The sequence below is a fragment of the Nocardia sp. NPDC049526 genome (assembly GCF_044465765.1).
Taxonomy (GTDB): Bacteria; Actinomycetota; Actinomycetes; order Mycobacteriales; family Mycobacteriaceae; genus Nocardia.
Window position 1 is genome coordinate 176004 of sequence record NZ_JBITMA010000009.1, and the last position, 24648, is coordinate 200651.

Annotated in this window: 23 protein-coding genes; 15 read left to right on the top strand and 8 right to left on the bottom strand. The window is 66.8% G+C overall.

Annotated elements, in window-relative coordinates; all coding sequences use genetic code 11:
• Positions 1-74: 74 nt before the first annotated feature.
• The 4 genes from ACIBW7_RS27500 to ACIBW7_RS27515 all read left to right on the top strand — a co-directional run bounded on the left by ACIBW7_RS27500 (position 75) and on the right by ACIBW7_RS27515 (position 4476).
• Complete coding sequence (locus tag ACIBW7_RS27500; RefSeq protein WP_245720957.1) at positions 75-539, top strand: nitroreductase/quinone reductase family protein; 465 nt, start codon at positions 75-77, stop codon at positions 537-539.
• A 73-nt stretch (positions 540-612) separates the two neighbouring features.
• The gene (locus ACIBW7_RS27505; RefSeq protein WP_397051124.1) at positions 613-2172 is read left to right on the top strand and encodes an alkaline phosphatase D family protein; all 1560 of its coding nucleotides are present in this window, start codon (positions 613-615) and stop codon (positions 2170-2172) included.
• A 52-nt stretch (positions 2173-2224) separates the two neighbouring features.
• A complete protein-coding gene (locus ACIBW7_RS27510) occupies positions 2225-3502 on the top strand; it encodes an FAD-binding oxidoreductase (RefSeq protein ID WP_397051126.1) in 1278 nt (425 codons plus the stop codon).
• Between the two features lie 149 nt (positions 3503-3651).
• Entirely contained in the window at positions 3652-4476 is an 825-nt protein-coding gene (locus tag ACIBW7_RS27515) for an SDR family NAD(P)-dependent oxidoreductase (RefSeq protein WP_397051128.1), read from the top strand.
• Positions 4477-4625: 149 nt separating this feature from the next.
• On the opposite strand, the gene ACIBW7_RS27520 is transcribed toward ACIBW7_RS27515, so the two are convergent.
• Both ACIBW7_RS27520 and ACIBW7_RS27525 read right to left on the bottom strand, forming a co-directional pair.
• The gene (locus ACIBW7_RS27520; RefSeq protein ID WP_354961057.1) at positions 4626-5042 is read right to left on the bottom strand and encodes a cytochrome c oxidase subunit 4; all 417 of its coding nucleotides are present in this window, start codon (positions 5040-5042) and stop codon (positions 4626-4628) included.
• Positions 5043-5055: 13 nt separating this feature from the next.
• A complete protein-coding gene (locus ACIBW7_RS27525; protein ID WP_397051654.1) occupies positions 5056-6108 on the bottom strand; it encodes a cytochrome c oxidase subunit II in 1053 nt (350 codons plus the stop codon).
• 494 nt (positions 6109-6602) lie between these two features.
• Between ACIBW7_RS27525 and asnB the strand changes: the two genes are divergently transcribed.
• Entirely contained in the window at positions 6603-8588 is a 1986-nt protein-coding gene (gene asnB / locus ACIBW7_RS27530; RefSeq protein WP_397051131.1) for an asparagine synthase (glutamine-hydrolyzing), read from the top strand.
• Positions 8589-8764: 176 nt separating this feature from the next.
• Here the strand turns inward: asnB and ACIBW7_RS27535 are convergent, their stop codons facing one another.
• Together ACIBW7_RS27535 and ACIBW7_RS27540 are read right to left on the bottom strand one after the other, a co-directional pair.
• Complete coding sequence (locus ACIBW7_RS27535; RefSeq protein ID WP_397051133.1) at positions 8765-9733, bottom strand: carbohydrate kinase family protein; 969 nt, start codon at positions 9731-9733, stop codon at positions 8765-8767.
• Between the two features lie 256 nt (positions 9734-9989).
• Positions 9990-10340 (bottom strand): iron-sulfur cluster assembly accessory protein, encoded by a 351-nt coding sequence (locus ACIBW7_RS27540; protein ID WP_330253730.1) that lies wholly within the window; start codon positions 10338-10340, stop codon positions 9990-9992.
• 173 nt (positions 10341-10513) lie between these two features.
• Between ACIBW7_RS27540 and ACIBW7_RS27545 the strand changes: the two genes are divergently transcribed.
• Positions 10514-11185 carry a DUF3043 domain-containing protein gene (locus ACIBW7_RS27545; protein ID WP_397051135.1) on the top strand — a complete coding sequence of 224 codons (672 nt, stop codon included), beginning with the start codon at positions 10514-10516 and terminating at the stop codon, positions 11183-11185.
• Positions 11186-11537: 352 nt separating this feature from the next.
• Here ACIBW7_RS27545 and ACIBW7_RS27550 read toward each other — a convergent pair whose 3' ends face one another.
• Positions 11538-11696, bottom strand: a complete 159-nt coding sequence (locus ACIBW7_RS27550; RefSeq protein WP_327096812.1) for a hypothetical protein — start codon at positions 11694-11696, stop codon at positions 11538-11540.
• 86 nt (positions 11697-11782) lie between these two features.
• Between ACIBW7_RS27550 and ACIBW7_RS27555 the strand changes: the two genes are divergently transcribed.
• The 5 genes from ACIBW7_RS27555 to ACIBW7_RS27575 all read left to right on the top strand — a co-directional run bounded on the left by ACIBW7_RS27555 (position 11783) and on the right by ACIBW7_RS27575 (position 16635).
• A complete protein-coding gene (locus tag ACIBW7_RS27555; RefSeq protein ID WP_397051137.1) occupies positions 11783-12766 on the top strand; it encodes a helix-turn-helix domain-containing protein in 984 nt (327 codons plus the stop codon).
• Positions 12767-12792: 26 nt separating this feature from the next.
• A complete protein-coding gene (gene cobU / locus ACIBW7_RS27560) occupies positions 12793-13347 on the top strand; it encodes a bifunctional adenosylcobinamide kinase/adenosylcobinamide-phosphate guanylyltransferase (RefSeq protein WP_397051139.1) in 555 nt (184 codons plus the stop codon).
• Between the two features lie 192 nt (positions 13348-13539).
• Entirely contained in the window at positions 13540-14682 is a 1143-nt protein-coding gene (cobT, locus tag ACIBW7_RS27565; protein WP_397051141.1) for a nicotinate-nucleotide--dimethylbenzimidazole phosphoribosyltransferase, read from the top strand.
• A gap of 157 nt (positions 14683-14839) precedes the next feature.
• Positions 14840-15589: an adenosylcobinamide-GDP ribazoletransferase gene (locus tag ACIBW7_RS27570; RefSeq protein WP_397051143.1), complete on the top strand. Its 750-nt coding sequence runs from the start codon at positions 14840-14842 to the stop codon at positions 15587-15589.
• Positions 15590-15921: 332 nt separating this feature from the next.
• A complete protein-coding gene (locus ACIBW7_RS27575; RefSeq protein WP_397037831.1) occupies positions 15922-16635 on the top strand; it encodes an MBL fold metallo-hydrolase in 714 nt (237 codons plus the stop codon).
• A 45-nt stretch (positions 16636-16680) separates the two neighbouring features.
• On the opposite strand, the gene ACIBW7_RS27580 is transcribed toward ACIBW7_RS27575, so the two are convergent.
• Both ACIBW7_RS27580 and gcvT read right to left on the bottom strand, forming a co-directional pair.
• Positions 16681-17781: a branched-chain amino acid aminotransferase gene (locus tag ACIBW7_RS27580; protein ID WP_327096806.1), complete on the bottom strand. Its 1101-nt coding sequence runs from the start codon at positions 17779-17781 to the stop codon at positions 16681-16683.
• A 105-nt stretch (positions 17782-17886) separates the two neighbouring features.
• Positions 17887-18987, bottom strand: coding sequence for a glycine cleavage system aminomethyltransferase GcvT (gene gcvT / locus ACIBW7_RS27585; protein ID WP_397051145.1), 1101 nt, complete (start codon positions 18985-18987; stop codon positions 17887-17889).
• 67 nt (positions 18988-19054) lie between these two features.
• Here gcvT and ACIBW7_RS27590 point away from each other — a divergent pair, with 67 nt between their 5' ends.
• On the top strand, positions 19055-20590 hold the full coding sequence (locus ACIBW7_RS27590) for a leucyl aminopeptidase (protein ID WP_397051147.1): 1536 nt from the start codon (positions 19055-19057) through the stop codon (positions 20588-20590).
• Positions 20591-20667: 77 nt separating this feature from the next.
• Here the strand turns inward: ACIBW7_RS27590 and ACIBW7_RS27595 are convergent, their stop codons facing one another.
• Positions 20668-21030: an oxidoreductase gene (locus ACIBW7_RS27595; RefSeq protein WP_397051149.1), complete on the bottom strand. Its 363-nt coding sequence runs from the start codon at positions 21028-21030 to the stop codon at positions 20668-20670.
• A 259-nt stretch (positions 21031-21289) separates the two neighbouring features.
• Here ACIBW7_RS27595 and sucB point away from each other — a divergent pair, with 259 nt between their 5' ends.
• From sucB to ACIBW7_RS27610, 3 genes are all read left to right on the top strand, one after another.
• A complete protein-coding gene (sucB, locus tag ACIBW7_RS27600; protein ID WP_397051151.1) occupies positions 21290-23065 on the top strand; it encodes a 2-oxoglutarate dehydrogenase, E2 component, dihydrolipoamide succinyltransferase in 1776 nt (591 codons plus the stop codon).
• A 23-nt stretch (positions 23066-23088) separates the two neighbouring features.
• A complete protein-coding gene (locus tag ACIBW7_RS27605; protein ID WP_397051153.1) occupies positions 23089-23994 on the top strand; it encodes a TIGR01777 family oxidoreductase in 906 nt (301 codons plus the stop codon).
• Positions 23995-24101: 107 nt separating this feature from the next.
• A complete protein-coding gene (locus ACIBW7_RS27610; protein WP_397051155.1) occupies positions 24102-24635 on the top strand; it encodes a GNAT family N-acetyltransferase in 534 nt (177 codons plus the stop codon).
• Positions 24636-24648 lie beyond the last annotated feature (13 nt).

Genomic DNA, 24648 nt, shown 5'->3' on the forward strand with positions numbered 1-24648 from the left:
GGCGTCCGGCCACGAAATGATCACCGAAGTGGAATGCTGTCAGGCAGACAGTTCCAGCGGTATGGGAGCGAATCATGAGTTTTCAGAAGATTCCACCGGGGACGCGGGGATCCCGGCCACCGTCACCCAATCCGGTGTTCCGTTTCCTCATCCAGGCGATGGAGCGATACCACCGATTCCGCCACGACCGATTCATGGGGATGGACCTGGTCTATCTGACCACCGTCGGCGCGAAGAGCGGTCAGGAACGTCGGGTGACGGTGAGCCGGTTTCCGGCCGATGACGGCGGCTGGCTGATCGTCGCCTCCATGGGCGGCGCGATCCAACATCCGGGCTGGTATCACAATATCGCCGCACATCCGGATCAGGTGTGGGCTGAGGTGGGCGGTACGAAGTACCACGTCACGGCCGAACAGCTGGACGAGCAACGGCGCGAGCAGGCATGGAAGCAGATCACCGCGGTGCAACCGCGCTATCTCGGCTACCAGAAGAAGACCGACCGGCTCATCCCGATCATCGAACTCCGACCGCGCAGCTGATACCGGGCGCCTGTTGGCCGAGCCGACGATGGGAGTTCACATGGTGTTGGACTCCCTGCGCCAAGGTGGGCCAATGACTGGTTCGGACTTCGGCATCTCCCGGCGCACCCTGCTGCGCACCTCCGCCCTCGGTCTCGTGGCGGTCCCCGCACTCGCCGCCTGCTCGAACGACGGGCCCACACTGGTCCGTCCGCGCCCGAAACTCACCCATGGCGTCGCGGTGGGCGATCCGCGCACCGACGGCGCGCTGATCTGGGCGCGCTCCGATCAGCCCGCGAAACTGATCGTGGAGACCGCGGCCACCGAATCTTTCAGCGACGCCAAACGATTCACCGGTCCGATGCTCACCCCGGACTCCGACGGCACCGGACGCGTGCGCGTCAACGGTCTGCCCGCGGGTCAGCAGGTGCACTATCGGGTCACCCTCGAGGGCGAGGACGGCGCCACCTCCGAACCGATCACCGGTGTGTTCCGCACCGTGCCCACCGGCGCATCCGATATCAAGCTGCAGTGGTCCGGTGATGTGGTCGGCCAGGGCTACGGCATCAACCCCGAACTCGGCGGTATGAAGATCTTCTCCGCCATGGCCGCGCGCGACCCGCACCTGTTCATCCACTCCGGTGACTCGATCTACGCCGACGGCCCGCTGCAGGAATCGGTGACGCTGCCCGACGGCCGAATCTGGCGCAATACCGTCTCCGAGGCGAAAAGCGCTATCGCGCAGACCCTGGACCAGTTCCGTGGCAACTACGCCTACAACCTGACCGACCAGAACTACCGCCGCTTCAACACCTCGGTCGCCCAGGTGGTCCAGTGGGACGACCACGAAACCGTCAACAACTGGTACCACGGCGGCCTGGTCGCCGAGACCAAGGGCTACCGCGAGCGCAGCATGGACACCCTCGCGACGCGCTCGTGGCAGGCCTTCCACGAATGGATGCCATTGGAGCCGAAGGAGGCGGTCGACAGCCGCCTCTACCGCAAGATCTCTTACGGCCCGCTGCTGGACATCTTCGTCCTGGATATGCGGACCTATAAGGACACCAACGACATCGACAACGGACCCAGCGGTCGCATCTTCGGTCCGGAACAGACGAAGTGGCTCATCGAGGGTCTGCGCGATTCCAAGGCCACCTGGAAAATCGTCGCCAACGACCTACCGCTCGGCCTTGTCGTCAAGGACGGTGAACAAAAAGTCACGGCATACGAGGGCCCCGCCAATGGCGACAACGGCGCCCCGTCCGGCCGGGAAACCGAAATCGCCCAGGTGCTCTCGGCGAACAAGGCGAACAAGGTGGGTGGCGTGGTCTGGCTGACCGCGGACGTGCACTACACCGCGGCCCACCACTATTCGCCCGAGCGCGCCGCCTTCACCGACTTCGACGAGTTCTGGGAGTTCGTGTCCGGACCACTGAATGCCGGTGCGTTCGGCCCGAATCCGCTCGACGGCACCTTCGGTCCGGAGGCGGTCTTCGTGCACGCACCGACCGTTCAGAACGCCTCACCGCTGGACAGCTTCCAACATTTCGGTGAGGTGCTGATCGATGGCAAGTCAAGAGAACTGACGGTCAATCTGTGCGATGCCACCGGATCCGTCCTGTTCAGCCAGCGGCTCGCGCCGCCGGTCCGGTAACCGTAGAGATCGAACGAGCATCGGAGGCCGCGCTGTGGTTAGCTTTCGGTCCATGAGCACGCCGCACACTGTCGCCGCCGAAGAATATCTACCTCGTGACACCGCGGATGTCGTTCGTACGGTGCGGAATTCACGCGGTCGCGCGGAAAACCTCACGGTGCGTGGCGGCGAACCGATCGACGATGGTCTGTCGTTACCCGATCCGCGCGCGGTGGTGTCGCTGCGAAAGATGAATGCGGTGCTCGATATCAACCTCGGCAGGCGCACCGTGCGCGTGCAGGCGGGCGCCAAACTCTCCGATATCGATCGACGCCTCGGCGCACACGGGCTCGGTCTACCGATCGTCGGCGACCACCGCGATATCACCGCGGGCGGTTTCGCCTCGGTCGGCGGTGTCAGCACGGCATCGCACAAGTACGGCATGTTCATCGACCAGATTGTGGACCTGGAGTACGTCGATCCGGACGGACGCATCGGCACCTGCGGTCGCAACCACCACACCGAGCGCTTCCACCGGATCCTCGGCGCGGGCGGACGCGCGGGCATCATCACCGCACTCACCCTCGATGCGGTCGATATCGATAAGGACCACACCTGGCTCACCACCGACGCCGACCGCTTCCTGGACTTCGACTCCTTCGTCGAACACGCCTACGCCGAAATCGCCCGGCCGGGCAATGTCGCACTGCAGGTCGGTCGTTGGGTCGATACCGCGCCGCTGAAGGTGTCGCGTCCGGTCGGCACCGGACATGTGCAGCTGGGGACCGTGCGGTTCGGTCAGTGGTCGAGCCTCTACCCCACCACGCCCACCCGCTCGCTGCGTGCGCGCCGTGAGGTCGGCACCAAGACCAGGAAGTCGTTGGGCGTCATCGCCTCTGCTGCGGGCGGCCGCGCGGGTGCACCGGTGCGCAATGCCGCGGCGGGCGCACTCATGTTCGCCCCGAAGGTGCTGACACTGCGCGACGCGGAGTATCTGGCCGACACGGTCATCAGTTCCTCGGAACGCGGGCCCGCCTACCGGGTCGCGATTTTCGCGCCGCTGTCGACCTACAGCTCGGTTTTCTACAGACTGCACGATTTGTTTGCTGGCCACCGGGAGCGAACCGGATGCTTCACCGTCATCTCCGCGATGACCTACGGCGTGCGCTCGAAGTACCTGCGTGATGAGGCGCAAGCGCGCGGACTCGCGGTCGAGGACCACGGACTGATCACCTTCACCTGCCGTTTGCGGCCCTCGGCGCTGCCCTCAGAACTGTTGCGCGACATCGTTACCGGAATCGATGAGATCTGCACATCCGAACACGCCCTGAGGTACGACTCCACGGATTAGACTGTGTCGCGCCGCATATAGTCGCCAGCAAATAGCTTCACCGCCCATCCGGCGGTTCGGTTATCTGTTGGCGACGGCGGTCGACTTCGGCACTGTCGGCGGGGTGTCGGATGCGTTGGTTCAGCCCATCTACGGTGAAGGTTGCTCTGATGCTCGAATTCCGCAGTGCCCCGACCCGTTTGCCGGATCGTAAGCGCCAGCGGCCCGAATCCGTCGAGGGGCTGCGGGTTCTCGTGACGGACGCGTGTTCCGAGATCGGTCACGCCACAGCCACACTGCTTGCCGCACAGGGTGCGCAGTTGCTGCTGGTCGCCCGGCGCGGGGATCAACTCGTCGCCAGCTGCAATCAGATCGTCGATGCGGGCGGTGCCGCCAATTGGTTCCGCTGTGATATCTCCGCACTCGGTGATGTCGATCAGCTCGTCGACTGGGTGCTCAGCGATTTCGGCCGCGTCGATGTGCTGATCAACAATGCGGGCCGTCCGCTGCGCCGACCCGTCTCGCAATCCCTGGACCGCTTCCGCGATTATCAGCGCATGATGGCGACCAACTACTTCGGTCCGCTCCGTCTGACGCTGGGCCTGCTGCCCGCCATGCTGGAGTCCGGCTCCGGCCATGTGATCAATGTGGGCCCGTGGAGCCTGAAGACCGGTGCCACACCGAATTTCGCCTCCTACGCCAGCTCCCAGGCCGCCTGGACCACCTTCGGTCAATGCGCGGACGCCGAACTCTCGCCGCGCGGCATCCAGGTGACCGCCGTCCAATATCCGGCCGTCCAATCGGATACCGGCACGATCGCGCATTACGTCACCGAGCCCGCGCTGGAACCGACCGACGCAGCCCGCCTGATCGAAACGGCCATCCGCACCCGCCCGGCTCGCCTCCAACCCCGCTTCGCGCGCACCCTGCGCGGACTTGCCGGTGTCGCCCCCCGCTCCACCAACCGCATCCTCTCCCGCCTCGCCTCGCTCTAGCCCGCGGCAGCAGCGCCGACGGTAGTCGAATGGTGGCTTCGAGGCCCCTTGGGCAACCACCATTCGGCTACCGTCGGCGACATCCCGGCCCAGCAACGCCGAAGCGCCCCACCGGAGTCCGGTGGGGCGCTTCGGAAAGAGCTGTCAGCTCAGTGCTTTTCGGGGCCGAGGTAGTACTCGAAGACCAGACCGGCGGCCGCACCGAGGATGCACACCACGCCGATGCCGATCAGCCAGAACTGGAAGAACGCCAGGCCCAGGGCGGTGATGGAGCCCGCGGCGGCCAGGGTGATGGGCCAGAAGCTACCGGGCGAGAAGAAGCCCAGATCGCCCGCGCCGTCCACGATCTCGGCATCCTCGTAGTCCTCCGGACGCAGGTCGAGGCGACGTGCGACGAAACGGAAGTAGGTGCCGATGATCAGCGACAGACCGGCGGTCAGCACCGTCGCGGTGGTGCCCGCCCATTCGACACCGGTCCGCGACTGCCCGGTGAAGTAGCCGTACACGATTGCCACGATGACGAAGAACACCGTGAGCAGTTCGAAAATCCGCGCTTCGATCTTCATTTCAGATCAGTCCTCACTTGCTCTCTACCGCGGACGCGCTCTTGGTGTCGCGCTTGGTGTTGAACGGCTGTGTGGTGGTCGCGACCGGGGATTCACCGATGGACTCGAGCGCCTCGGCGTTGGTCTTACCCGCCTTGCGCGCATCGATGTACTTGGTGAACTTCTCCGGCGATACCGCCCGGACCTCGAAGTTCATCATCGAGTGGAAGGTGCCGCACATCTCGGCACAGCGGCCGACGAACGCGCCTTCCTTCTCGATCTTGGTGATCTGGAAGACGTTATCCGAGTGGTTTTCCTTCGGGTTCGGCATCACGTCGCGCTTGAACAGGAACTCCGGCACCCAGAAGGCGTGCACCACGTCGGCCGCGGCCAGCTGGAATTCGATGTTCTTACCGGTCGGCAGCACCAGCACCGGGATCTCGGTGCTGGAGCCGACGGTCTCGACCTTGTCGTAGTGCAGGTAGGACAGGATGTCGTTCTCCGGCTTGCCGTGCACCGGGCCCGGCTGCGGGTGACCGTCCTTGGTCCGCTCCTTGTACTCCTCGAGCTGTTCCTGGTTGGCGTCCTCGCGGGCCTTGTCGATGCCGTCGAAGCGGTAGCCGTCCTTGAAGTCGACATTGCGGTAGCCGAACTTCCAGTTCCACTGGAAGGCGGTCACGTCGACGGTCACGTCCGGGTTGTCGACCTTCTCGTGCACGTAGTTCTGCACGACCACGGTGAAGTAGAACAGCACCGCGATGATGACGAACGGCACGGCCGTGTAGGTCAGCTCCAGCGGCACGTTGTAACCGGTCTGGCGCGGGAACTCCGGTGAGTCCTTCTTCTTGCGGTGGAAGGCGACGGTCCAGAAGGTCAGACCCCACACCAGCACACCCATCGCCAATGCCGCGATGACCGACCAGGTCCACAGTTCCCGCATCCGGGTGGCCTGCGGCGTGATGCCCGAGGGCCAGCCGAATCGCAGCCAAACATTGTCGATCGAGCAGCCCGAGACGAGCATCGCGGTGATCCCCAAGGACACCGCCAGCCCGGCCCGCCGAAGGAGACGGCCCTGCCGACCCTTCACGGGTCGTGCCCCGATCTCTTCGCTCGCCTTGTGCGCCACGCTCACGCCTTCCTGGTCGCCACACATTCCGACAGTGCACCGCCCGGGTTGCGATCGCCCGGCGGTACGTCCTAAGCACGTTTCAGGGCATTCCGTCGGCCGCTTGCTTCGCGCGCGATCCAACTGAGAATGTCCTGAGTACTACGCAGCGTAGACCAAACCGGCGCCCCGTTTGACGTCGGGTCGCATTCGACACCCCGCCGACGCGGGGACTGATCCGGTCACCCGGACATCGTCGCAGTACAAGGCGTGCGACGCGACCGGATCGGGCAGGTGTGATGCAGGCGGGCACAACATTTCGCAGCACACCTGTGCGGTGGGCGCGACACACGAATCCGCCCGGTGCGGCATACTCGGACACGAGATTTCGTCCTGTGCGCCCACCCTATCGGGCGCAGCCACCCAATGAATCGGGCCAACGCCCGTGCCAAGTAGGAAACGAGGTTGCCGACGCCGTGTGTGGACTGCTCGGATTTCTGACATCTGATGCGGCAACCGACGACCGTCGGGGACGGCAGCCAGCGGAGCTGGCGGGGTGGGTGAACACAGTGGAGCGGGTGTACGACGCCTTGCACTGCGTGCGCCATCGCGGCCCGGACGAGCGCGGCACCTGGCACGACGACCATGTGATCTACGGCTTCAACCGGCTGTCGATCATCGATATCGAGCATTCGCACCAGCCGCTGCGCTGGGGTCCGGCGGAAAACCGGGAGCGCTACGCGCTGACCTTCAACGGTGAGATCTACAACTACATCGAGATCCGCGAGGAACTCGCGAAGGCGCATGCCGAGGAATACCCGGACGGCAGGATCTTCGAGACCGAGGGCGATAGCGAGGCGATCGTCGCGGCCTTCCACTACTGGGGTCCCGAGGCGGTGCGCAAGCTGCGCGGCATGTTCGCGTTCGCGATCTGGGATACCGAGACCAAGGAGTTGTTCCTGGCGCGCGATCCGTTCGGGATCAAGCCGTTGTTCCTCGCGACGGGTCCCGGCGGGACCGCGTTCGGCAGTGAGAAGAAGAGCCTGCTGGAACTGCTGCCCGTACTCGGGCTGTCCGACGCGCTGGATCCGCGGGCTTTGGAGCACTACACAGTGCTGCAGTACGTGCCGGAGCCGGAAACCCTGCACAAGGACATCCGCCGCCTGGAATCCGGGCACTACGCAACCGTGCGGGCCGGCCAGGCGCCGCAGATCACCCGCTACTTCAACCCACAGTTCAAGGTGCGGGCCTTCGCACCCGGTTCGGCGGCCGCCCGCTACCGCGAGATCGCCGAGGCCCTGGAGGACTCGGTCGCCAAGCATATGCGCGCGGACGTGACCGTCGGATCGTTCCTGTCCGGCGGCATCGACTCCACCGCGGTCGCGGCGCTGGCCATGCGGCACAACCCGAAGCTGATCACCTTCACCACCGGCTTCGAACGCGAGGGCTACTCCGAGGTCGATGTGGCCGCCGAGAGCGCCGAGGCGATCGGCGCGCGGCACATCGTGAAGGTGGTCTCCCCTGCCGAATTCGCGGCCGCGATCCCCGAAATCGTCTGGTACCTCGACGATCCCGTGGCCGACCCGGCGCTGGTTCCGCTGTACTTCGTCGCCAAGGAGGCGCGCAAGCACGTCAAGGTAGTGCTCTCCGGCGAGGGCGCGGACGAGTTGTTCGGCGGTTACACGATCTACCGGGAACCGTTGTCGCTCAAGCCCTTCGAGTACTTGCCGCGCGGCGTGCGCAAGCTGGCGGGCAAGCTCTCGGAGCGGATTCCGGACGGCACCCGCGGTAAGAGCCTGTTGCACCGCGGTTCGCTCCCGTTGGAGGAGCGCTACTACGGCAATGCGCGCAGCTTCAGCGATGCGCAGTTGCGTGCGGTGCTGCGCGAATTCCGGCCGGAATGGACCCACCAGGACGTCACCGCGCCGATCTACGCGCAGTCGCGCGGCTGGGACCCGGTCGCACGCATGCAGCATCTGGATCTCTACACCTGGCTGCGCGGCGACATCCTGGTCAAGGCCGACAAGATGACCATGGCGAATTCGCTCGAGCTGCGCGTGCCGTTCCTGGACTCCGAGGTACTGAAGGTCGCCGAACAGCTGCCCTACGAGCAGAAGATCACCAAGGAGACCACGAAGTACGCGCTGCGCCAAGCGCTGGAGGGCATCGTCCCGCCGCATGTGCTGCACCGAGCGAAGCTGGGTTTCCCTGTGCCGCTGCGGCATTGGTTGCGCGGCACCGAACTCTACGACTGGGCGCACCTGCAGATCGCCGAATCGCAGACCGATCACCTGTTGGACAAGGGCGCGATCAAGGGCATGCTCGAAGACCATCGCGCGGGCCGCGGCGACCACAGCCGCCGGTTGTGGACGTTGCTGGTCTTCATGGTCTGGCACGGGATCTTCGTGGAGAAGCGCATTACTCCCGACATCCAGGAGCCGGTCTACCCGGTCTCGCTGTAGTCACTGGTGCCGCACGTTCGGCACGCCGCGCATGAATTTGCCCGATGAATTCGTGCGCGGTGCGCTGAAAACCTGCGCGGCACCGGAATCGACGCGGACCTCGCCGCAGGACCGCATGGTGAGCAAATACGAACGGCCGCACCGGAATTCGGTGCGGCCGTTGTGGTTGGCGTCGCTCAGAGCAGGGGCTTGATATCGGCGGCGGCTTCGGGACCGTAAGCCTTGATGAGGCGCTCGAGGGCGTCGTCCTTGTTGAGGGTCCACTCCTGGGTGCCCATCGTCTCGAGTACGAGAACCGCGATGAGCGAACCCAATTGGGCGGAGCGCTCGAGCGAGAGTCCGGTGGTGTGGCCGGTGAGGAAGCCCGCACGGAAAGCGTCGCCGACGCCGGTGGGCTCGACCTTGTTCACCTCGGGGACCACACCGACGGTCACCTCGGTGCCGTCGCGGTCGACGATCTGCACGCCGTCCTTGCCGAGCGTGGTGACCCGGATGCCGACCTTGCGCGCGATCTCTTCCTCGCTCAGACCGGTCTTCTGCAGCAGCAGCGCCCACTCGTACTTATTGGTGAAAAGGTATGCGGCGCCGTCGATCAGCTGCACGGACTGATCGCCGTCGAGGCGGGCCAGCTGCTGGGACGGGTCGGCGGCGAACGGAATGCCGAGTTCGCGGCATTCGGCGGTGTGGCGCAGCATCGCCTCGGGATCATTGGCACCGATGAGCACCAGGTCGAGGGTGTGTTGCTCGGCGAGTTCGCCGATCGAGATGTCGCGGGCCTCGCTCATCGCGCCCGGGTAGAAGGAGGCGATCTGGGCCATATCGTCATCGGTGGTGCAGACGAAGCGCGCGGTATGCGCCCGGTCCGAGATCCTGACGGTGGAGCAGTCGACACCGTGCTTCTCCAGCCAGGCGCCGTACTCGGCGAAATCGGCGCCGACCGCGCCGACGAGCAGCGGCGTGCGGTTCAAAACGCCCATGGCATAGGCGATGTTGCCCGCGACACCGCCCTTGCGGATCTGCAGATCATCGACGAGAAAGCTCACCGAGACATGGTCGAGCTGATCGGCCAGCAGCGCGTCTGCGAACCGTCCAGGGAAACGCATGAGGTGGTCGGTTGCAATGGACGCGGACACGGCGATAGACACGAGGCTGAGCCCCTTCGAGTAGGCGGCAGACGACGAAAGGCGCGGGATGAACCCGCGCCTTCACCGTAGCTCACCCGCCTCCCCGAGTCTCTTGCCATCGGTGAGCGTCCCAAGGCTTTCGTCGCGGACCGGCGGTCGGCGCCCAGTTCAGTTCTGGACGCCCCGACGAGTTACCCATGTCCTTACAAAATCAGCTGCCGCATCAGCGGCAGGGGTACCCGGGACCCGATGCCTCTCGGGGAGTCGGGTCGAGGTGTCAGTTGAAGGAGTCGCCGCAGGCGCAGGAACCCGTCGCGTTGGGGTTGTCGATCGTGAAGCCCTGCTTCTCGATAGTGTCGACGAAGTCGATCGAGGCGCCCTGTACGTACGGCGCGCTCATCCGGTCGACGGCCAGCTTGACGCCGCCGAAATCGACGGTCAGGTCGCCGTCGAGCGAGCGGTCGTCGAAGAAGAGCTGGTAGCGCAGGCCCGCACAGCCGCCCGGCTGCACGGCGATACGCAGGGCGAGGTCGTCGCGACCCTCCTGGTCGAGCAGTGCCTTCGCCTTGCCGGCGGCGGCGTCGGTCAGAGTCACACCGTGGGTGGTCGTCTCGTCTTGCACAGTCATGAACTCTCCTCAGGACAGCTGTGTTCAACCCGTGAACAGCGCACGGCTCGTGGCTGTCAACACCACTCAGCGGGCTGTTATTCCCCCATCTTGCCACTACCGGGTACTGCGGTGGACACAACCTCCCACCGACCTCATTTCCTGCGAGGTACCGCATCGAATAGCCTGGTCGCGTGAAATTGTTCCGTCGCGGCGAGTCCAGCACCACCGACGAGAGCGCCGACCAGACGGCGGGCTCGGACGGCGGCTCGACCGCAGTCTCCATCACGAAAGCGGTCACCGCCACCGAGGGCAAGGGCCGACCGACTCCGAAACGCCGTGACGCCCAAGGCAAGCGCCGCGGCCCGGTGGCTCCGGCCCCGCTCACCGCGAAGGAGGCGCGCGCCCGGCGCAAGGCCACCCGCGGTAGCCGCGCGGACCGCAAAACGGCCTCGGCCGAGCGTCGGCTGGCGGCCCAGGACCGGCGCGCCAGGATGCTGGCCGGTGAGGACAAATACCTGCTGCCCCGCGATCAGGGCCCGGTGCGGGCCTTCGTGCGCGACATCGTCGACGCCCGGCGCAACCTGGTCGGGTTGTTCATGCCGATGGCGCTGGTCCTGATCCTCTCGATGTTCGTCGCGCCCGCGCTGCAGACGATTGTGACGCTGGCCATGCTGGTGATGATGTTCTTCATGATCGCCGAGGGCTTCCTGCTGGGCCGGATCGTCAACGGACGAGTGCGTGAGCGTTTCCCGGAGAGCACCGATACCGGCTACAAGCTGGGTTGGTACGCCTTCGTCCGCGCCTCGCAGATCCGCAAGATGCGGGCGCCGAAGCCGCGGGTCGGCCCCGGCGACAGTGTCTGATTTGCAGCGCCTTCGGCGCTGCGGGTTCGCGGCCCCCTGATGTCTCGCTCCGTGGTTGTCGCTGATGGCGGATCGTTCGGCCACCGATGTGTGGGTCGGATGGTCGAGTCCGGTGTGTGCGGCGATGCGTTTGGTCGGCTCGGGCGCGAGACGGGCCGCTCGTAAGACTCGCTCCATTGGGGGCACCGACAACGGATCGTTCGGCCACCGATGCGCGCTCGACGGATGGTCGATTCCCACGCCTGCGGCGCATGCGCTTCGACGGCTCGGGCCGCGAACAGGCCGCTCGTAAGACTCGCTCCGTCGTCGTGGGGAAATCGGCGACGGAACCTACGACCCGCTCGGTGCCGCGTCAGTGGTGATGTGAGTGGGCGATGATGGCGGACAGATCGGACTGCAGGCGCTGGGCGTCGCGGTCGGTGACATTCGCTGATCCCGCGTGACCGCCACCTCGTGTGACGAGGACCGCGAAGCCCACTACGACCGCCATGCTTACGAGAAAAGTAATCATGGCAGTAATTTTGCGCTCGATGATTTACCGCCGAAAGTGGCTGTTCTGACATTGTTCGTAAAGATCCAGCCAGGTACGCTGTCTGCATGCTGTCCAAGGTCGCGGTGGTGCTGTCGGAGCGCCTGGCCATGTTCGAATTCGGCGTGGTCTGTGAGGTTTTCGGGCTCGATCGGACCGCGGACGGACTGCCCGGATTCGATTTCAAGGTGTGCGGGGCCGAGCCGGGGAAGCCGCTGCCGTCCACGACTCCCGGTATCACTGTCACGCCGGAGTTCGGACTGGAGGAGTTGGCGAAGGCCGATCTGGTGGCGATTCCGGCCTTTCCCGCATCGGCCTTGGAACAGGGGCTCGATCCGCGGGTCGTCGGCGCGATACGGGACGCCTCGGATGGTGGGGCGATCGTGCTCACCGTATGCTCCGGTGCCTTCCTGGCCGGGGCGGCCGGGCTGCTCGACGGTCGCAAATGCACGACGCATTGGCGCTATGTCGACCAGTTGGCGGCGCAGTTTCCGCAGGCCACGGTCGATCCCGATGTGCTGTTCGTCGACGAGGGCAATCTGATCACCTCGGCGGGCACGGCCGCCGGCATCGATGCCTGCCTGCATCTGGTGCGCCGGGAGATCGGCAGTTCCGTCGCGAACGCAATCGCCCGGCGGATGGTGGTACCGCCGCAGCGTGACGGCGGGCAGCGCCAATTCATCGAGCGTCCGGTGCCCGAATGCACCTCCGACAGTCTCAGCTCCACGCTTCAGTGGATGAACGAAAACCTCGACCTGCCGCACACCATCGACGATCTGGCCGCCCGCTCGATGATGTCGACCCGCACCTTCGCCCGCCGCTTCGCCGCCGAAACCGGAACCACACCGGTGAAATGGCTGACCAATCAGCGCGTGCTGTATGCGAAGCATCTACTGGAGGACACCGACGAGGGGCTGGAACAGATTGCCGCACAAGCCGGTTTCGGATCCGGTGCGCTGCTGCGGCATCACTTCCAGAAGGTCGTCGGCATCGCGCCGACCGAGTATCGCCGCCGGTTCGGCGGCGCGGAGGCGACCGAGCAGCGCGCCTGAGCACGGCGTATTGGTACGGTGCTGCCGTGTCGGATCGCTCATCTACCAGCAGCCGCGCGCACCGCATCCTCGTGCTCGGCGGCGCGCGATCCGGTAAGTCGGCGTTCGCGGAGGTGTTGGCGGCTGAGGGCGGTCCGGTGCGTTATATCGCTACCGCGATTCCCGATCCGGCCGATCTCGACTTCGCCGAGCGCATCGCCCGCCACCGCGGCCGCAGGCCCGCGGACTGGACGGTCCTCGAAAGCGCTGATCCGGCAACGGTTCTCACCGCCGCACCCCCGGCCGGAAGCACGCTGATCGACGATATCGGCACCTGGCTCACCGCCCGTATCGACGCCCGCGAGGCCTGGGATGCCCCGCGCGGCACCATCGCCCCAGACACGGACGCCTTGGTCGCCGCTGTCACTGCCTACCCGGGCCGCTTGGTGATCGTGACCCCCGAGGTGGGTATGGGCGTCATCCCCGCCACCCGCTCCGGCCGCCTCTTCCGCGACGAGATCGGCACCCTCAACCAACGCCTCGCGCAAACCTGCGACGAGGCCTTCTTAATTGTCGCCGGACTACCTCTCCGCCTGAAATAGCACCGCACGGCAGCTGCGACGACGTCGCGACACCCCGCGCCCACCGGGTGTCGTGACCGCGCAGAATGCGCCGTGCGGACGGCCGAGTGGGGCCGCGAGACCGCGGAACGAGGCATCGGGTGCGGGGTGGGTGGTGCGGATGGGTCGGGGTGGCGGCAAGATTGGGCCCGATATGGACTGCGCGGTGTAGCAATGACTGCCCCGACCCGGAAAGGCTCGACAGTGACAGACGGATTCGGACCAGTTGTGCCACCCGATGCGGGGGTTCGGGCGGCGGCGGAGCAGCGGCAGGCGCAGCTGACCAAACCCGGTGGGGCGCTCGGGCGGCTCGAGACCCTCGGGAACTGGGTGTCGGCATGTCAGGGCGTGTGCCCGCCGAAGCAGTTCGAGCGGGCGCGGGTGGTGGTGTTCGCCGGAGATCACGGCATTGCGCGCCACGGCGTTTCGGCATATCCGAGTGAGGTGACCGCGCAGATGGTCGCCAACTTCCTCGGCGGCGGCGCGGCGGTGAATACGCTGGCCGCAGTGGCGGGTGCGACCGTGCGAGTCGTCGATATTTCCGTCGACGCCGATACCGATCCGCAGGTCGCCAAGCACAAGGTGCGGCGCTCGAGCGGGGCGATCGATCGCGAAGACGCGCTGAGCGAGGACGAGATCCGTGCCGCGCTCGCCGCGGGCACGGCGATCGCCGACGAGGAGATCGATGCGGGCGCCGACCTGCTCATCGCGGGCGATATGGGCATCGGCAATACGACACCCGCCACCGTCCTCATCGCGACCCTCACCGATACCGAACCCATCGCCGCTGTCGGCCGGGGCACCGGCGTGGACGATGCGGGCTGGACCCGCAAGGTCGCCGCGATCCGCGATGCCATGCGCCGCGCCCGCCCGGTCGCCAAGGACCCGGTCGAACTGCTGCGCGTAGCCGCAGGCGCCGACTTCGCCGCCCTGGCGGGCTTCCTCGCCCAAGCCGCGACCCGACGGACTCCGGTCATCCTCGACGGCGTGGTCGTCACCGCGGCTGCACTGGTCGCCGAAGACCTGGCCGCGGGTGCCAGCGCCTGGTGGCTCGCGGGCCACCGCTCCACCGAACCCGCGCACACCCTCGCGCTGCGCCACCTCCGCCTCGAGCCCCTCCTCGACCTGGACATGCGCCTCGGCGAAGGATCTGGCGCCCTGACCGCCCTCCCCGTCCTCCGCGCCGCTGTAGCCACCCTCGCCGAAATGGCCACCTTCGCGGAAGCCGGTGTGAGCACAGCCGATTCGGAAGCCGAAGCCGAAGCCGAAGCCGGCATCGCCGCCGAAGCGCCCGCGCAACCGGACTTGCGGAAGTAGACCTTGGCTGCACACGCATCCACCGACATGCGGGCCCGGCACTCCGAGCCGACGGAACGCTCAGCATGAACGGTGCGCGACGGACGGCGTGCGCGACGACGGTGTCGCTGCGTGGATCGGACGATGGCGACGGTCGAGCGATTACAGGTCGGCAAATATGAACGGTGTACGGCTTGCGGTGTCGTGGCTCACGGTGCTGCCGGTGCGGGGGCCGGAGAGTGTCGATCGGAGCGCGGCGGGGCGGGCGATTGCGTTGGCGCCGTTGGTGGGCGTGGGACTCGGAGCGGCCGGGGTGGGGTTGCTGTGGGTGCTGGTGTGGGGCGGGGCGAGTGCGGCGGTCGCGGGGCTGGTAGTGGTTGCCGGATCGGCGCTCATCACTCGGGGGATGCACCTGGACGGGTTGGCCGACACGTTGGACGGGTTGGGGTCCTATGGTTCGCCCGAGCGGGCCAGAGAGATATCGAAGAGTGGCGACACGGGGCCGTTCGGGGTGGCGGCAATTGTGTTCGCCGTTGGGATCCAAGCATTTTCGTTCGCCGCGCTGGCCCAAGCCGAGCGTTGGTTCGCGGTGCTACTCGCGGTGGTCGTCGGCCGAGTGGTGGTAGTCCTCGCATGTCGGCGTGGCATCGCCGCCGCCCCCGGCACCGGCTTCGGCGCACTGGTCGCCGGGACCCAGCACCCGATCACCATCGCATTCTGGTCCGCACTCGCCGTAGCGGCGGGCATACTCGCCGTCCCGGACCACCGCTGGCTCGGCCCCGCTGTTGTCCTTGTCGCCCTGGGCATTTCAGCTCTACTGGCCCGACACTGCATCCACCGCTTCGGCGGGCTCTCCGGCGACATCCTCGGCGCAACACTCGAGATATCCGTCGCCATCACCGCCGCCGGACTAAGCATGGGCACCTGACTCACAACAGCGTCGCCGGCAACGCGTTGCCATGCCGCCCTTGATATTTCGGGTCTCATGACCCACATCGGTCCCCCGAGCCTGGATAGCGGATCGGACCTGAGCGTGCATTCTCGCGTGGACTAGGCGGGAAAGTGCACGCTCAGACCCAGTTCGACCGCCAGCTGGACAGGACAGCGGCGGTATTCACCCGCGTCGGGCCGACACGGCGGCTTCGTAAGTCCGCTGACTACACACGCGAACAGGCCCGCACTCTATCGGGACACATTGCCCGCGATGAGATAGCTGGCACGGTGCGCGCATTGTCTGGGTCAGGCAATACAGTGGACGGTATGTCTTCCGAGCGCCTGTATTTTCGTCAACTGCTGTCCGGTCGAGATTTTGCCGTGGGTGATCCGATCGCGACACAGATGCGAAATTTCGCGTATCTGATCGGCGATCGGGAGACCGGCGAGTGTGTGGTGGTGGATCCGGCGTATGCGGCGGGCGATCTGGTGGATATCGCCGAGGCTGACGGGCTGCGGCTGACCGGGGTGCTCGCCACCCATCACCACCCGGACCATGTCGGCGGCACCATGCTGGGATTCACCCTGCGCGGGGTGCGGGAGTTGCTGGAAAAGACCAGTGTTCCGGTGCATGTCAATGCCGAGGAACTGTCCTGGGTCGCCAATGTCACCGGCATCGCGCCGAGCGAACTCACCGGACACCAGCACTGCGACAAGGTCAGCGTCGGTGCCTTCGATATCGAACTGCTGCATACCCCCGGCCACACACCCGGCAGCCAGTGCTTCCTGTTCGATAATCGCCTCATCGCGGGCGACACTCTCTTCATCGACGGCTGCGGTCGCACCGACTTCCCCGGCGGCGACTCCGACGCCATGTTCCGTAGCCTGCGCTACCTAGCCGACCTATCCGGCGACCCGGTCGTCTACCCCGGTCACTGGTATTCCCAGGACCCCTCCGCCGCGCTCTCCACGGTCAAAGACGCCAACTACGTCATGCGCCCGCAAACCCTGGAGGAATGGCGCACCTTCATGCCCAGCTGACCCACGAACGGCACACGGCTGCGGCATTTCGCGAGACTGCCGCAGTCACATGCCGCGCATCCACCCGTGGATATCGGCGAAGGTGCCGCGCTGGATACCGGTCAGGGTGTCACGCAGTGCCATGGTGACCTCGCCCGGCTCACCACCGCCGACGGCGAACTCACCATCGGCGGAGCGAACCCAGCCGACCGGCGTGATCACGGCGGCGGTACCGCAGGCGAAAACCTCGGTGATCTCACCGGATTCGGCGCCCTTGCGCCACTCCTCCACCGAAACCTTGCGCTCCTCAACCACATAGCCCGAATCCGCGGCGAGGGTGAGCAGCGAATCGCGGGTGATGCCCGGCAACAGCGATCCGGACAACTCCGGGGTCACCAGACGCGCCTCGGAACCGGAGCCGAAGACGAAGAACAGGTTGTTGGTACCCATCTCCTCGACATAGCGGCGCTCACAGGCATCGAGCCAGACGACCTGATCGCAGCCCTTCTCGGAAGCCTGCGCCTGGGCGAGCAGCGAGGCCGCGTAGTTACCCGCGACCTTCGCCTCACCGGTACCGCCCGGTGCGGCTCGCACGTATTCGGTCGACAGCCAGACCCGCACCGGCTTCACACCGCGCGGGAAGTAGGCGCCCGCAGGCGATCCCAGCAGCAGGTATTTGTAGGCCGAGGCGGGCTTCACGCCGAGCCCGGCCTCGGTGGCGAACATGAACGGCCGCAGGTACAGCGACTCCTCACCGCCGGCCGCGGGCACCCAGCCGCTGTCGACCTCGAGCAGTTGACGCACGGATTCGATGAACAGTTCCTCGGGCAGTTCCGCCATCGCCATCCGGCGCGCGGACTTGCGGAAGCGCGTCGCATTCGCGTCGATGCGGAAGCAGGAGATGCTGCCGTCGTTCTGCCGGTAGGCCTTCAGACCCTCGAAGATGGCCTGGCCGTAGTGGAACACCATCGTCGCCGGATCCATCGCCAGCGGCCCGTACGGCTCGACCCGGGCATTGCCCCAGCCTTCGCCCTCGGTGTAGTCGATGGAGACCATGTGGTCGGTGAAGAAGCGCCCGAAGCCCGGTGCCGCCAGAATCTCCTGTACCCGCTGCGCCGGGGTGGGCGCGGGATGCGGAACATGGGTGAACTGTGCGGCGACGGTCATGAGGCAGATCCTATCGGTCGCGGTTTTGCCGCGGTGCGAGTGTCGGTGCGCCGCGAATGTACCCGCATCATCTGCAGGCTTCCGCAGTGCGCAGCCAGACGCCGACTATTTGGTCTTCGTGTCGACGAACGGCGGACGCACGACCTCGCAGCGCAGCCGGCGGCCGCGCACGTCGACCTCGACCTCCGCGCCGGGTTCGAGGCCCGACGCAGTATCGAGCAGGGCGAGGGCGATACCGATCTGCAGCGACGGCGAGAAGGTGCCGGAGGTGGTTTCGCCGACGGGCGCACCCGCACGCAGCACGGTCTGTCCCTGACGCAGCACACCTCGATCAAGTGCCTTCAGCCCCAACAGGATTCGACGCGGACCGGTCGACTTCTCCTGCTCCAGTGCGGCTTTACCCCAGAACTCGGCCTTCTTCCACCCGATCGCCCACCCGCAGCGCGCCTGCACGGGCGAAATCTCCAGCGACAGTTCATGTCCGTGCAGCGGATAACCCATTTCGGTGCGCAACGTATCGCGAGCGCCGAGCCCGGCGGGCTGCCCATCGTGCGCACGGACCTGCTCGACGAGTGCGCGGAACAGCGGCTCGGCATCGGCCCACCGCGGCAACAGTTCGTAGCCGTGTTCGCCGGTGTATCCGGTGCGGCAAACCCGAATCCGGCGGCCGTCCCATTCGGCGTCGGCGTAGGCCATGTACTCCATATCGGTCGGCAGCCCGAGCCCGGTGAGCACCTCCGTCGAGCGTGGTCCCTGCACCGCGAACACCCCGTACTCGCGGTGCTCGTCGGTCACCGTGATGCCTTCCGGCGCGACCTTCTGCAGTTCCGCGACCACGGCGGCCGTATTGGCGGCATTGGGCACCAGGAAGATCTCGTCATCGCTGACGTAATAGGCGATCAAATCGTCGATCACACCGCCGTCGGGCGCGCAGCACAGCGTGTACTGCGCCTTGCCCGGCCGGATCCGACCGAGGTCGTTGGTGAGCGTCGAGTTCACGAAATCCGCCGCGCCCGCGCCGCGGACAGTGGCCTTGCCGAGGTGACTCACATCGAAGAGGCCGACGGTCGTGCGAACTGCCTGATGTTCGCCGACCGTCCCCGCGTATGACACCGGCATTTCCCATCCGCCGAACGGCGCGAACTTCGCCCCGAGTTCGACGTGGACACCATGGATCGGGCCTTGCAACAGGTTCGCATCGGTCACCGGCCGAGCTTAGCCCGGTGGTGGCGTCGCGATGCGCCACCCGGAGCAGACCGAATAGCCTGTGTCCATGACCGATGTTGCAGATCGCTCGCTCGGACCGGACCTGGACCTGGTCGACACCATCAGCGCCGACACCGATGTGTTGGTGATCGGCCTGGTGTCCGGTGACGACGGCCCGACGATCGCCACACTGGAGGACGAATTCGTCGACAACATCCTCGCCCCGGAAGTCCGCGCGGCGCTGCAGGAACAGCTGCGCGCCGTCGGCGCGAAGGGTAAGGCCGAGGAGCTCACCCGGATTCCCGCCCCCACCGGCCTCGATGTGAAGAGCGTGCTCGCCGTCGGACTCGGCGCCGCGGACAAGATCGATGCCGAACAGATCCGCCGCTCGGCCGGTGTCGCCGGCCGTGCGCTGACCGGTGTCGGCCTGGCCGTGACCACGCTGTCGGGTCTCGAGGGCGGCATCGGCCCGACCGCCGAAGGGTTCTTCCTCGGTGCGTACACCTTCACCGCGTTCAAATCCGAGAGTGCCGACGGCAAGCCGGACGAGCAGCCGGTGCGCAAGGTCGAACTCCTGGTCGGCGACCCGAGCGTGTCCTATCGCAAGGGCTTCAACCACGACTGGGTGATCGCCGAATCCATCGCCACCGCACGCGATTTCGTCAACACTCCGCCCAGTCACCTGTACCCGGCCGAATTCGCCACCCGCGCAAAGGCGCTGGCCGAGGCAGCGGGTCTGCAGGTCGAGGTGCTCGACGAGCAGGCGCTGGCCGACGGCGGCTACGGCGGCGTGCTCGGCGTCGGCAAGGGCTCTTCGCGCCAGCCGCGCCTGGTGCGCCTGACCTACAACGGTGGCGCCAAGAAGGTCGCGCTCATCGGCAAGGGCATCACCTTCGACACCGGCGGCATCTCCATCAAACCCGCCGCGAATATGGAAAATATGACCTCCGATATGGCGGGCGCCGCCGCGGTCATCGCCACGACCATCGCCGCCGCCAAGCTGGAACTACCGGTCACCGTGATCGCGACCGTGCCGATGGCCGAGAACATGCCGTCGGCCACCGCACAGCGCCCCGGCGATGTGCTCACCCAATACGGCGGTAAGACCGTCGAGGTGCTGAACACCGATGCCGAGGGCCGCCTGATCCTGGCCGACGCCATCGTGCGTGCGGGCGAGGACGATCCGGAGTACCTCATCGATGTCGCCACCCTCACCGGCGCGCAGATGGTCGCGCTCGGCACCCGCACCCCCGGCGTGATGGGCACCGACGATTTCCGCGACCGGGTCGCGCGGCTGTCGCGCCTGGCCGGCGAAAACGGCTGGGCCATGCCGCTGCCCACCGAACTGCGCGCCGATCTGAACTCCAAGGTCGCCGATCTGGCGAATGTCGCACCGCACCGCTGGGGCGGCATGCTCTCGGCCGCGATTTTCCTAAAGGAGTTCGTACCCGAGGGTGTGCAGTGGGCGCATCTGGACGTCGCGGGTCCGGCCTACAACACCGGCGGCCCGTTCGGCTACATCGGCAAGGGCGGCACCGGGGTTCCGGTCCGCACCCTGGTCTCGGTGATCGAGGACATCGCGCACGAGGACGCGGCGGAGTAACCGAATGCCGGTGCGGCGTCCGGTATTCCCGGGCGTCGCACCGCGGGCCGCGAACAAATTGAACAAAAAGAACAGCCCTACAACTCGCCCGATTCGCGTTCCAGCGCCCGCCGGCGCTCGATCCGCTTGCGGGCGTCGTAGTCGCGCATCCGTTGCGGATAGCCGGTCTTGCGGACGTCGTAAACGGGAATCCGCAAATCTCCGGCTAGCCGTCGCGCGCCACGCTCCCCGACGATGCGACGGGTCCATTCGCCGTCGGCCGCGATCAATACGACAGTGACATCCGTCACGGTCGTCTTGGGCTCCACGTAGCCCTCCACCCCGGTATGGGTGCGCACCCACTCGGCGAGATAGCGAGCATCGTCGCCACTACCCGAACCCGCACGTGAACCGCTGCCACCCCACCCCGCGCCGCCTCGGAAACGATCCAGCAAACCCAACGACGCCGACCTCCTTCCGCCGGTTACCGAGTGCTCGGCACCGGTCATTCCATCTTGCCAGCAGCGTGTAGTTCGCTGCCCTGTGCTACACGTCTCGCGGGCGAGTGCAAGGATGGATCGCGGTACAAGAACCACACAGATCTCCGGTGCCACGCACAATGATCGGTGGCTTTCGGACACCCATCGCGACCCGCGGTGGGTGTTCGCAGTGAGATCAACTGTTGTAGAACCCGTCGAGCAGTCAGAGGAGTCAACGGACATGGCCTTCTCCGTCCAGATGCCGGCTCTTGGTGAGAGCGTCACCGAGGGAACGGTGACCAGGTGGCTGAAGCAGGAAGGAGACACGGTCGAGGTCGACGAGCCACTGCTCGAGGTCTCCACCGATAAGGTCGACACCGAGATCCCGTCGCCGGCGGCGGGTGTGTTGTCGAAGATTGTCGCCGCCGAGGATGACGTCGTCGAGGTCGGCGGTGAGCTCGGTGTGATCAGCGAAGCCGGCGAAGCGCCCGCGCCCGCCGCCGCACCCGCACCTGAAGCCGCGCCTGCACCCGCCCCGGCACCAGAGCCGGAACCGGCCCCAGCGCCGGCCGCCGCCGCTGCGGCCCCAGCACCCGCGGCTCCCGCCGCACCCGCACCCGCCGCCGCGTCGGGCACTCCGGTCAAGATGCCGGAACTCGGTGAGTCGGTCACCGAGGGCACCGTCACCCGCTGGCTCAAGCAGGTCGGTGACCAAGTCGCCGTCGACGAGCCGCTACTCGAGGTCTCCACCGACAAGGTCGACACCGAGATCCCCTCGCCCGTCGCGGGCACCCTGCTGGAAATCTCCGCGCAGGAAGACGATGTCGTCGCCGTCGGTGGACAGCTCGGCGTGATCGGCAGCGGCGCCCCCGCGGCCGCCGCCCCGGCACCCGCCGCCCCCGCACCGGCCCCGGCAGCTCCGGCACCCGCGCCCGAACCGGCTCCCGCGCCTGCTCCGGCTCCCGCGGCCGCCGCCCCGGCACCTGCCCCGGCCCCGGCCCCGGCTCCCAAGCCTGCTCCCGCTCCGGCCGCCACGGCTCCGGCGCCGACCCCGGACACCTCCGGCAACGGCGCGACCCCGTACGTCACCCCGCTGGTCCGCAAGCTGGCCGAGGAGAACGGCGTCAACCTCGCCACGGTCACCGGCTCCGGTGTCGGCGGACGCATCCGCAAGCAGGATGTGCTCGCCGCCGTCGAGGCCAAGAAGGCACCGGCTCCGGCCGCAGCCGCCCCCGCGGCAGCCGCACCGGCCGCGAAGGCACCCGCCCCCGCGGCCCCGTCGCAGCTGGCGCACCTGCGCGGCACCGTGCAGAAGGCGAGCCGCATCCGCCAGATCACCGCCACCAAGACCCGGGAATCGCTGCAGACCACCGCGCAGCTGACCCAGGTGCACGAGGCGGATGTCACCAAGATCGCGGCGCTGCGCAGCCAGGCCAAGGCCGCGTTCAAGGACCGCGAGGGCGTCAACCTGACGTTCCTGCCGTTCTTCGCCAAGGCGGTCGTCGAAGCGCTCGGCGTGCACCCGAACGTGAACGCCAGCTACGACGAGGCCACCAAGGAGATCACCTACCACGCCTCGGTACACCTCGGCATCGCCGTCGACACCGAGCAGGGTCTGCTGTCCCCGGTGATCCACAACGCCAGCGACCTGTCACTGGCCGGACTCGCCCGCGCCATCGCCGATATCGCCAACCGCGCCCGCACCGGCGGCCTCAAGCCGGACGAGCTGGCCGGTGGCACCTTCACCATCACCAATATCGGCAGCCAGGGCGCGCTGTTCGACACCCCGATCCTGGTTCCGCCGCAGGCGGGCATGCTCGGCACGGGTGCGATCGTCAAGCGTCCGGTGGTGGTCACCGATGAGACCGGCAACGAGTCCATCGGCGTCCGGTCCATGTGCTACCTGCCACTCACCTACGATCACCGCCTCATCGACGGCGCCGACGCCGGTCGCTTCCTGACCACGATCCGGCACCGGCTCGAGGAAGCGGCGTTCGAAGCGGACCTCGGTCTGTAGTCGGAAAGGGTCGTCTGTCGCGTATGAAGGTGGTGATCGCCGGTTCGTCCGGGCTGATCGGGACGGCACTCGTCGCGGCGCTGCGCCGCGAGGGGCACGAAGTCGCCAGATTGGTACGCCGCTCCCCCAACGCGCCGGACGAATATCGCTGGGATCCCGCTCGCGCCGATCTGGACGAGCGGGCCCTGCGCGGCGCCGACGCACTGGTCAACCTCTGCGGGGCGAGCATCGGACGGCGGCGCTGGAACGGCAGCTACAAACAGGAGCTGCGTGACAGTCGGCTCACCCCGACCGATGTCCTGGCCAATGCGGTCGCCGCCGCTGGTGTGCCGGTGCTGGTGAATGCCAGCGGCGTGCACTACTACGGCGGCGCCACCGGCAACCGGGTGGTCGACGAAACCACCCCCGCGGGAACGGGTTTCCTCGCCACCCTCTGCCGGGACTGGGAGGCCGCGACCAAACCCGCCGTCGATGCGGGTGTGCGCACGGTGTTGCTGCGCAGTGCCGTGGTGCTGTCCCATCACGGCGGCATGCTCAGCATGCTGCAGCCGCTGTATTCGCTCGGCCTCGGCGGCCGGCTCGGCAATGGACGGCAGTACACGCCGTGGATCTCGATGGCCGACGAGATCGGCGCGATCATCTTCGCGCTCACCCACGACAGCATTGCCGGACCGATCAATTCCGTCGGTCCGGCACCGGTCACCAATGCCGAATTCAATCGGGCGCTGGGCCGCGTGCTGCACCGGCCGGCCCCATTCGTCGTGCCCGCGTTCGCATTACGCGCACTGATCGGCGAATTCGCCGAAGAGGCGATCCTGAACGGGCCGCGCGCGATTCCGACAGCGCTGGAAGAGGCGGGTTATCCGTTCCAGCACCAGACGATCGGTGCCGCGCTCGCGGCTGCCTTGGGCCATGATGACGACCGATGACGCTGGACCCGAAACCGGCAGTGTGTCGACCGCGCGCCGACATTCACCGGCAGCACACTGGTCCAGGCACCGGAGCCAATTGCCAAGCGTCCCCACGGAGTAGATCGATGACTGAGTTAGACACCCGGGGTGCCACCGTCATTCGCGACGCGCATGAGGGCGATCTGCCCGAGATCCTCGTCATTCACAACGCGAATATCGCCACCTCCACCGCCATCTGGGATCACGAGCAGGTCGATCTCGACGATCGACGCGCCTGGTTCCGCGGGCGCACCGCCGCCGGGCTGCCCATTCTGGTCGCCGATATCGGCGGCGAGGTCGCCGGTTACGCCAGCTACGGCCCGTGGCGGACCCGATCGGGTTACCGCTTCACCGTGGAGAATTCGGTCTACGTCGCGGACCGTTTCCACCGCCGCGGTATTGCCAGCGCCCTGCTCACCGCGCTGATCGAGCGCGCCCGCCGAGCGGGCACCGTGCACGCCATGGTCGCCGCGATCGAATCCAGCAATACCGGTTCGATCGCGCTGCACGAGCGATTCGATTTCCGCACCGTCGGGGAACTGCCGGAGGTCGGACGGAAGTTCGGACGATGGATGGATCTCACGCTGATGCAGTTGACCTTGCCGATCGTGGGCGACTGAACCGCACCCTGGA

What these genes read in the sequence shown, in the direction of transcription:
- ACIBW7_RS27500 (WP_245720957.1), top strand. Translation starts at nt 75, where the DNA reads ATGAGTTTTCAGAAGATTCCACCGGGGACGCGGGGATCCCGGCCACCG.
- ACIBW7_RS27505 (WP_397051124.1), top strand. Translation starts at nt 613, where the DNA reads ATGACTGGTTCGGACTTCGGCATCTCCCGGCGCACCCTGCTGCGCACC.
- ACIBW7_RS27510 (WP_397051126.1), top strand. Translation starts at nt 2,225, where the DNA reads ATGAGCACGCCGCACACTGTCGCCGCCGAAGAATATCTACCTCGTGAC.
- ACIBW7_RS27515 (WP_397051128.1), top strand. Translation starts at nt 3,652, where the DNA reads ATGCTCGAATTCCGCAGTGCCCCGACCCGTTTGCCGGATCGTAAGCGC.
- ACIBW7_RS27520 (WP_354961057.1), bottom strand. Translation starts at nt 5,042, where the DNA reads ATGAAGATCGAAGCGCGGATTTTCGAACTGCTCACGGTGTTCTTCGTC.
- ACIBW7_RS27540 (WP_330253730.1), bottom strand. Translation starts at nt 10,340, where the DNA reads ATGACTGTGCAAGACGAGACGACCACCCACGGTGTGACTCTGACCGAC.
- ACIBW7_RS27550 (WP_327096812.1), bottom strand. Translation starts at nt 11,696, where the DNA reads ATGATTACTTTTCTCGTAAGCATGGCGGTCGTAGTGGGCTTCGCGGTC.
- ACIBW7_RS27555 (WP_397051137.1), top strand. Translation starts at nt 11,783, where the DNA reads ATGCTGTCCAAGGTCGCGGTGGTGCTGTCGGAGCGCCTGGCCATGTTC.
- cobT (WP_397051141.1), top strand. Translation starts at nt 13,540, where the DNA reads ATGACTGCCCCGACCCGGAAAGGCTCGACAGTGACAGACGGATTCGGA.
- ACIBW7_RS27570 (WP_397051143.1), top strand. Translation starts at nt 14,840, where the DNA reads ATGAACGGTGTACGGCTTGCGGTGTCGTGGCTCACGGTGCTGCCGGTG.
- ACIBW7_RS27575 (WP_397037831.1), top strand. Translation starts at nt 15,922, where the DNA reads ATGTCTTCCGAGCGCCTGTATTTTCGTCAACTGCTGTCCGGTCGAGAT.
- ACIBW7_RS27580 (WP_327096806.1), bottom strand. Translation starts at nt 17,781, where the DNA reads ATGACCGTCGCCGCACAGTTCACCCATGTTCCGCATCCCGCGCCCACC.
- ACIBW7_RS27590 (WP_397051147.1), top strand. Translation starts at nt 19,055, where the DNA reads ATGACCGATGTTGCAGATCGCTCGCTCGGACCGGACCTGGACCTGGTC.
- sucB (WP_397051151.1), top strand. Translation starts at nt 21,290, where the DNA reads ATGGCCTTCTCCGTCCAGATGCCGGCTCTTGGTGAGAGCGTCACCGAG.
- ACIBW7_RS27605 (WP_397051153.1), top strand. Translation starts at nt 23,089, where the DNA reads ATGAAGGTGGTGATCGCCGGTTCGTCCGGGCTGATCGGGACGGCACTC.
- ACIBW7_RS27610 (WP_397051155.1), top strand. Translation starts at nt 24,102, where the DNA reads ATGACTGAGTTAGACACCCGGGGTGCCACCGTCATTCGCGACGCGCAT.